Annotated in this window: 13 protein-coding genes; 5 read left to right on the forward strand and 8 right to left on the reverse strand. The window is 35.3% G+C overall.

Annotated elements, in window-relative coordinates; genetic code table 11:
* Positions 1 to 165: 165 nt before the first annotated feature.
* Both ACWIB3_RS09000 and ACWIB3_RS09005 read left to right on the forward strand, forming a co-directional pair.
* Positions 166 to 387 carry a hypothetical protein gene (locus ACWIB3_RS09000; protein WP_454291421.1) on the forward strand — a complete coding sequence of 74 codons (222 nt, stop codon included), beginning with the start codon at positions 166 to 168 and terminating at the stop codon, positions 385 to 387.
* 91 nt (positions 388 to 478) lie between these two features.
* Positions 479 to 610: a hypothetical protein gene (locus tag ACWIB3_RS09005; RefSeq protein WP_262890814.1), complete on the forward strand. Its 132-nt coding sequence runs from the start codon at positions 479 to 481 to the stop codon at positions 608 to 610.
* Between the two features lie 716 nt (positions 611 to 1,326).
* Here the strand turns inward: ACWIB3_RS09005 and ACWIB3_RS09010 are convergent.
* The gene (locus ACWIB3_RS09010) at positions 1,327 to 1,503 is read right to left on the reverse strand and encodes a hypothetical protein (RefSeq protein ID WP_185217770.1); all 177 of its coding nucleotides are present in this window, start codon (positions 1,501 to 1,503) and stop codon (positions 1,327 to 1,329) included.
* A gap of 100 nt (positions 1,504 to 1,603) precedes the next feature.
* On the opposite strand from ACWIB3_RS09010, the gene ACWIB3_RS09015 reads away from it, so the two are divergent.
* The gene (locus tag ACWIB3_RS09015) at positions 1,604 to 1,861 is read left to right on the forward strand and encodes a hypothetical protein (RefSeq protein ID WP_185217769.1); all 258 of its coding nucleotides are present in this window, start codon (positions 1,604 to 1,606) and stop codon (positions 1,859 to 1,861) included.
* Between the two features lie 417 nt (positions 1,862 to 2,278).
* On the opposite strand, the gene ACWIB3_RS09020 is transcribed toward ACWIB3_RS09015, so the two are convergent.
* The 4 genes from ACWIB3_RS09020 to ACWIB3_RS09035 form a co-directional block, all read right to left on the reverse strand.
* Entirely contained in the window at positions 2,279 to 2,452 is a 174-nt protein-coding gene (locus ACWIB3_RS09020) for a hypothetical protein (RefSeq protein ID WP_185217949.1), read from the reverse strand.
* Positions 2,453 to 3,242: 790 nt separating this feature from the next.
* Positions 3,243 to 3,593, reverse strand: a complete 351-nt coding sequence (locus ACWIB3_RS09025; RefSeq protein ID WP_454291422.1) for a hypothetical protein — start codon at positions 3,591 to 3,593, stop codon at positions 3,243 to 3,245.
* Positions 3,594 to 3,665: 72 nt separating this feature from the next.
* A complete protein-coding gene (locus ACWIB3_RS09030) occupies positions 3,666 to 4,421 on the reverse strand; it encodes an SDR family oxidoreductase (protein ID WP_454291423.1) in 756 nt (251 codons plus the stop codon).
* A 62-nt stretch (positions 4,422 to 4,483) separates the two neighbouring features.
* Positions 4,484 to 4,864: a helix-turn-helix domain-containing protein gene (locus ACWIB3_RS09035; RefSeq protein WP_454291424.1), complete on the reverse strand. Its 381-nt coding sequence runs from the start codon at positions 4,862 to 4,864 to the stop codon at positions 4,484 to 4,486.
* 170 nt (positions 4,865 to 5,034) lie between these two features.
* On the opposite strand from ACWIB3_RS09035, the gene ACWIB3_RS09040 reads away from it, so the two are divergent.
* On the forward strand, positions 5,035 to 5,214 hold the full coding sequence (locus ACWIB3_RS09040; protein ID WP_185217765.1) for a hypothetical protein: 180 nt from the start codon (positions 5,035 to 5,037) through the stop codon (positions 5,212 to 5,214).
* A 104-nt stretch (positions 5,215 to 5,318) separates the two neighbouring features.
* Positions 5,319 to 5,441, forward strand: coding sequence for an integrase core domain-containing protein (locus tag ACWIB3_RS09045; RefSeq protein ID WP_454291425.1), 123 nt, complete (start codon positions 5,319 to 5,321; stop codon positions 5,439 to 5,441).
* 225 nt (positions 5,442 to 5,666) lie between these two features.
* Here ACWIB3_RS09045 and ACWIB3_RS09050 read toward each other — a convergent pair whose 3' ends face one another.
* The 3 genes from ACWIB3_RS09050 to ACWIB3_RS09060 form a co-directional block, all read right to left on the reverse strand.
* Positions 5,667 to 5,888 (reverse strand): hypothetical protein, encoded by a 222-nt coding sequence (locus ACWIB3_RS09050; protein WP_454291426.1) that lies wholly within the window; start codon positions 5,886 to 5,888, stop codon positions 5,667 to 5,669.
* A gap of 247 nt (positions 5,889 to 6,135) precedes the next feature.
* On the reverse strand, positions 6,136 to 6,327 hold the full coding sequence (locus ACWIB3_RS09055) for a cold-shock protein (protein WP_454291427.1): 192 nt from the start codon (positions 6,325 to 6,327) through the stop codon (positions 6,136 to 6,138).
* A 273-nt stretch (positions 6,328 to 6,600) separates the two neighbouring features.
* On the reverse strand, positions 6,601 to 7,662 hold the full coding sequence (locus ACWIB3_RS09060; protein WP_454291428.1) for a fatty acid desaturase family protein: 1,062 nt from the start codon (positions 7,660 to 7,662) through the stop codon (positions 6,601 to 6,603).
* Between the last annotated feature and the right edge of the window lie 25 nt (positions 7,663 to 7,687).

Here is a 7,687-nt window from a genome sequence, read left to right on the forward strand (position 1 = left end):
CTAGAGACGGCAAATATTCCCCAACATATCCCGACCCTATAGTAGTAGGACGATAAAACCTCTACATAAAAACCGTCAATAATGTGAACAGTAAGGATACTAGGTGTTTCCATTCAATATCGATTAAAATAACAAAACCGGTTATGGATTGTTGTAGTAATTGAAATGAAACAAACCATCACAACCACCTTTAAAGTGTCCAAGGAACTAATGGATAAAGGAGAAGATCCCGGCTACCTTAGACGAATAATCCGTAATATCCAAGAGGATCTTAGGGATGAGCACAGGTACATCTACATTGAATACCTCGATCACTGTATTGATAACCATTCACTCCATCCAGATTCGGACCATTACATTTATACCATATATTATGATGTTGAATAGGTTATATTTTCAGAAAAACTGTATTGGTTTGAAATTGTAACTGAAATGAAACAGACAATAACAAAGCAACTAACCGTCAAAAAAATGGTTAATGCTAAGAGAGGATGTTTTGGCATACCATCAAGGCAAGATAAACGAAATGATCAAGGTCTTAGCAAATGAATTTGAAGATGTTGAGTTCTTCAAGCATGATCATGGGGATGATTATATCGATATTTCATGAAAGGTTGATTTTAGTTATTTAGTTATTATCGAGGTGAAGTATAGATGGTTAAATCAATGAATCGCAAGTTATTAAGGTAAATAATTGACTATTTTGAATTCAATAAGCTAACCTTCTTATTTTATCCCTTATAGTCCTATACACTTGAATGTTAATTTTATATTTATTTTCATCAATATATAAATAGTATTATTTGAAAAAAAAGAAATCTCTATTAACCTCAACTGCAAGTGACCTGGGGTTTGCCCTATTAAATCTAATAACATGGCAGGTATTCTCGGTTATTACGTCAATTTCATTTTTGTTGGCTATTTTAAACAAAAAATCAATATAATCCAAGGTTGTCATATTTGTTGGTTTATCTATAAACTAGTAAAGTTTGATGTTAATTATTTTCTTTAGCACAATGATTGATATGGATGATGAGAGTATTAACTTTATATTAAATTTTAATAGCTTTTTTATTCTTAACCCTGTTAAATTTGGTAGGAGTTTTTATTTACTCGTTCTTGGGTAGGAATTCAATATTAGCGCTTAAAATTTGCATATGGTTGCCACTTAATCCTAAAAAATGAATTTAATTAAACTGGGTACAATTCGTGATTAGTGATGTCCTATGTTAATTTTTTTTGGAGTAGTGTGAATTACCTTTTTATATTAATCTCCAATTCTCGTCTATTGAGGATTAATATGGATTATTATAGAAGGATGGGGTGTTATTTTCCTTGAACCACCAATTTTATGTCTTCTAATACAAGTTTTAGAATTTCAGGATTTTCCTTTAATAATTTCTGGGCATATAACTCAGCTTCATCTTGAGTTCTGGTCTTGGCTATCCAAACTGCATATCTACTTACAAATGCCCTAACGTCTAACTTTGAATGTTCTTTCATATTTATGTTTATATATAGAACACTTGAACAATAGAATGTTTCGATTTATTAAATAAGAATTTAATTTAACACAAATATCTTAATTGATTGTTTATCATATATGAAAAAGATTCCAATAGATACCGTAATAGAAACCGCAAAAAGATTATTGGATGAAGGCATTGAGACCAATCGGAAGAAAATAACTTTTCCCGTTACTATCAAAGGAAAACCCTTTTATTCACCTGACATCCAAATTAACGAAATAACAGGGGAAATGTGGACAATGTATACAGTAGATGGCAAACAATGGCTAATTAAAATCGAAGAAGAAGTATATAATCTAGGAATATATCCGAAGGTTTATACAGGAGGGTAATTAAAGGCATACCTTACCAAAGTTGATATCGTCTCATTCACGATGTTAACTATTTACTTTATAAGTAAGTCTAAACTCAAACCATTTCTTGCATTTGAGTGAAATCCCTAAGACAGAAACGGGAGCGTTTTGTAAAGTGGACCCTGCAGATTATCGCAGGGTTTTTTGTATCGCAGATTTTGAGATTTATTACCGAATCCAAAAAAATTCTTGATCGAAGACTTCTGTCGCTTAGGAAATTACTTCGGTAGCTTCAAATATTTGATTTTCCGCTTTTAAAAATCTTACTTTTTAATGCCTGAAAATCTGCACAAAGGTATTCATCTGAAAATTTAATGACTAAGTGTTTCTTTAATAATTTATCCATCATGCAATTTCCCCAAAGCTCCTTTTACTGCTTCGCAACAATCGCAATTATTACTTTGCCCGATAGGATGAATTTCTCCGATTGTTCGGTCTTTGGTAATGCCAATAGAGGTGCGAAAAAACGATGACAGCACCGTCCTCGGGAATGTGATGTGCAAAAGGGTTCATTCCTGTTATGCCTGCAACGGGAAGCCGTTTAAGTCGCCCAAGTGGAAAGGTCCAAATATTTCCAAAGCTCTATGGCGTATACTTCATCGCGGCACATACTGTCTGCGTGCATCAGTCAGTTAGGCTTTAAGCCTCATTCTCTTTCGACTGTGTCTAACAAAACAGGAGGTAAGGAAAGTTTTTGAGACTTTCGGCCTTGCCTTGCCGGTCGTACAAATCCTTCAATTGATTTTCCAATGCCACATAATTATAATCTGTGATGACACCTTGTTTGTTCAGCTCTTTTAATTGCCCTGATTGTTGTGCTAAAATTTGCGTTACCTTGTTTTTGGCAGAAAGAATTTATTGCCTTTTGTTTTCAGAAAGAAACAATCTTAATTCATCATTCATATTACTTTCTCACTCAGGAACTTTATAGGTACTTCAGATACTCACGGTTGTAACTTTTTGTTTTTACGCTTTCCCAGCTTTTGGTTTCACGGAGTTGGAAACGAAAAGCTGGGAGCCACGCAAAGTTCAGTAATTAATTTCTTTGTGCTGTTCTATCTCATTATACCCACCGCGAATAAAGTCATTTGTCATTATCCAACCTGATATTACTGTTAATAATGGCACCCCAAGTTTGTCATGCTTCCCAAGGATAGCTACAGGTTTGTGTGTTTTAAAATCTTGATATGAAAGCCTTTGCTATACCAATCAACGCCACAGGAACCCACTGAATGGCTAACTCATTCCAACCTCTAATATAAAACAAAGCTTGGGCACAATGCTAGTAAATTATTATATAAATCTTTTGCCGTGTCCACGGAAGAAAGTGTTGTATTTTGTCATGGCTTGATGTGTTCATTTATGAGTTTTTCAAAGGATGTTGCAAATAGATGATGACCAGATTGAGCAATAAAAAAGGGATTTCCACGGCAACACCTTTTAGATCTTTGGTCAATAACTGCAAACTGATAATCATCAATATGCCTGCTGCCATGAGGAAATTTCCCCAAAAGAAGGTTTTTGGAAACAGTATCAGGACAGAGGCCAATAATGTTAAGGCTCCATTGATCACTACTGCATTTTTACTGAAATACCATTTACTAAACGTCTCCAACATTTCAGGTTTCGCCATAAGCATATTCCAACCGTGCTTTATTCCCATAAACACAGCGAATATTATTAAAAGTGAGTTGATTAGTTTTACGATCATCGTCTTCCACGTTTAAAAGAAAAGGCAAACGACCATGTTGTTTACCTTTTCATAAATAAAAATAACTTGCTATTATCTAGTGGTATAGCCACCGTTTGCAAAAATGGTCTGCCCCGTAATCCACCAACCATCGGTTACCAAAAATTCCACAAGTGGAGCAATATCTTTGATGTCAGTTAAGCCACCTAAATCAGATGCCTGTTTGTGATAAGCCACGGCATCATCACTTTCCTGTCCGTAGAAAAAAGGTGTATCCATCGGGCCTGGCGCAACGGCTGTCACAGAAATGCCACGAATACCAAACTCTTTGGAAGCCGCCCTTGTAAAATGTTCTACTGGGGCTTTCGCTCCTGCGTAGGTGGAATAATAACCTGTAAATGCCGCCAATAATGAAGTTACAATGGTATTGATTTTACCGTTTTCGTTCAGTTTTTTTCCTGCTTCCTGAATGAAGAAATATGCCACTTTTGTATTGATGTCGCTCATACTGTCGTACTCTTCTTCGGTTGTATCAACAAATGGTTTTTTAAGCACTTTACCTACTGTATTAATTGCAATATCAACACCTCCAAATTTTTCTATTGTTGCATCAAAAAGCTTGGTGATGTTTTTTACATCCGTTAAATCTGCTTGATATATAAATGCTTCTCCACCTGCGTTTGTAATATCTGCCAAAGTTTTTTCGGCACCTGCTTTTGTACCGTCGCTATTGTAATGGATAGCTACTTTTGCACCTTTGTTTGCAAAGTCACGGCTCAATAAACCGCCTAAGTTTTTTGCACCACCTGCAATTAAAACTACTTTTCCTTTTAAATCGTTTCTTGCCATGTTATTGGATTTTAAATATTTTACAATTGATGTTGTAAAGGTATCAAGAGGTAATATTTATTTCATGGTGAACTTTTCGGAACTTTTATATTTTTATTTTTTTTTCGGAATTGTCCAGGAGTTTGACCTACAAATTTCTTAAAGAATTTGGAAAAATTGGATGGGTCATAAGTAAGCATACCAGCTATTTCAGAAACCGATTTCTCAGTTTCCAAAAGCATTTGTTTTGCTTGTTCAAGAATTTTTAAGTCATAAAAATGACAGGGATGATTTCCTGTTTCTTTTTGTACCGTATCGGTGAGGTGTTTATGGGATACGAATAATTGTCCGGCAATTTGGTTCAGCTCTAAGAAAGCCGAAGCACGACCATTTATCACGTCATCGATGTGCCCGTCTAAAAAATCAAAATACTGACGGGTTAACTCTGTTCTCCTTTTACTCATATCTTAAAGCCAGACATTTCCTGTTACCGTAAACTAATCTACAAATATCGCAAATTAGTATCTAATCAAAATGGTGAACTTTTCGGTATTATCTTAAATAGTATTATGGTAAAATTGATTTTATGTTGTAAGGAAAACAATAAGCCCTCGGCAATAATATCAGTAATTCTTTGACAGAACTGTACTTACTATTTAAATACCTCAGACCAAGAGCAATGGAAAAACAGGGCATCTATTCCTTTGATGCCTGGGCTGCAATTTACGCAGGGAAACCTTCACGTTTCCGAACTGATAACGGCGCAGAGTTAATCAGCAGAGAATTTCGAGATGGTGTGCCAGCAAAGAAATAAAGATACAGTATATCCAACCATGCATGCCTATGCAAAATCCATACATTGAATATTTCAAGGTATTTTCGGGAAAGTATCCTTGATGCCTCCTATTCGAAGATACATTGCGGATACAGATACTTTCAGAAGAATGGATTCAGGATTACAACTACAAAAGACCTCATGAATCATTGCGAGTGAAAACCCAAATGAAATATGATGCCCTGCCGGCGGCATGTTATATTTGAAAACTCGTCAAGGTGCCAGTCCGAGAATAGGAGAGTTACAAAACCATTTCTTGCATTTGAGTGAAATCCCTAATACAGAAAAGGGAGCGTTTTGTAAAGTGGCCCCTGCAGATAATCGCAGGTTTTTTTTGTACCGCAGATTTTTAGATTTATTAACCGAAATCCAAAAAAATTCTTGATCAAAGACTTTAATAATAATAAATCTATAATTGAATATTTGGTTTTCTAACCCTTAGACTTTTTAAAAGTTTTCAATTCTCTTTCTAAAAGGCGTGGCCATTCTTTTAAAGAATCTTTCATAAACTGTTCTCCCTGTTTTTCACCTAGGAGCTCTGACATTTTATTTGCCTGTACCTGAAGGTAGTTGAGGTATTTTTTATTTGGCTCCTTAAGTTGAGATTTTATTGATATATCCTTTTTATTATGTTGTCGTTCTTTCTTTTTCATATATAAGCCAAAACTACCTATAAATTATTTATCATATATATAAATACAAATCCTAAATATGGTTAAAACTGCAAAAAGGTTATTGTATGACGGAAATTATTGATTTTAGAATGTTTCCGAGAGCAGTTTCAGAAATATTATTGAATCACTTCCTAATTCTTGCTTAACACATTCAGCTTGATAGCTTTTAAAAAAAATGGCCTTAACCTAAGTCAAAGCCAAACAATTATTAACAAATGGAGTACTTTTAAATTACACGAACATTTGTGGCGTTCATTCCTTTCTGTCCGCGTTCAACATCAAAAATAACATCGTCATTTTCTCTAATGTTTTCCCTTAAGCCCGTACTGTGTACGAAAAGGTCCTGTCCGCCATCATTTGGTGTAATAAATCCAAAACCCTTGGTGTTGTTGAAAAACTTTACTTTTCCTTCTTGCATTGTAATAAAAATTAATTAAAAAATCTGTTGGGCCAGTGGCCGTTCCTTTTGAAACCTAACGTTTCAATAATCATTCTGTTGACAAGGAAAGGATGTTTGTTAAAGGAGGTTGAAGAAGTCCAATCTCAAATAGTTTCTGCATCGTTTAGATGGTAACAAATTAGCAGCTGAAAATGCGAAACTAAAAAAGATAGATTAACTGATCGGTTTCAGAAAGCGTAGGCAGAGCCTGATTATAATCAAAGGTAACAAAAATTAATTATAATCCTAATTTTATTTTCTCATTGATTTAATAACCTTAAAATGCGAGTTAAATGCCGCCCAAAATGTTGGGTATTCATTGTATATGATCCCATACTCCTTGCATGTTGCTTTGACGATCCTGTTCAGCTCAGGATAATGGATATGGCTTACTTTCGGGAAAAGGTGATGCTCTACCTGGAAATTAAGCCCGCCCAACAACCATGTCAGGAATGTACTGTCTGTTGCAAAGTTCGAAGTCGACTGGAGCTGGTGCACCATCCACTCGTCCTCCACCCTGTGGTTTTCAATGGTCTTGAAATCGGTAATTGACACGACATGGGCAAGTTGGAAGACCGTAGCCAAACATATCCCACATACCATACTTGCAACCAATAATCCTACGAGGGTAGGTATAAAACCCACAAAGATGATCGGTACAATAATAAAAACAACTATGTGGAGTAACTTGCTGATCCAAAAAATTACCTTTTCCTTCCTGGGGATCAGAATTTTTGAAGAATGGAGGCTTAATCTTTGCCTAAGGAACTTTTCATAATCCTGATAAAAGATCCAAGCAAGATAAGAAATCGAATAGAGCAGAATAAAATAGAGATGCTGAAACCGATGGTGCTTTCTTATGGGCTGGTCGTGATGGATGCGCATGAATTTGATCTCGATATCATGGTCCTCGCCATCTATATTGGTATAGGTGTGATGGGCAATGTTGTGCTTCAGCTTCCAAAGGTAAATATTGCCTCCCAAAAGGTTCAGGGTGTAAGATAGTATGGAATTAATATGCTTGTTTTCCGAAAAGGTATTATGTCCTGCATCATGCATGATGTTAAATCCGATTGCGGCCAGATTTACACCCAATAACATGCAAAGAATGATTCCTATCAACCAATGTGGCTGGATAAATATTAATGTTATATAAATCACTACTAAACTGGAAAGGAGCACAATCGCTTTGATCGTCAATTTTCGATTGCCGGTTTTTTTTAATTTATTTTGGATGAAGTAATCGTTGATTTTATTTTTAAGCGCCCTAGAGAAGGAAGTCTTTTCTTTAGAGAATTTTATTTTGGTACTCATACTATTGCACTATACTAATTCGCTT

It is taken from the genome of Sphingobacterium sp. NPDC055431, assembly GCF_053644255.1.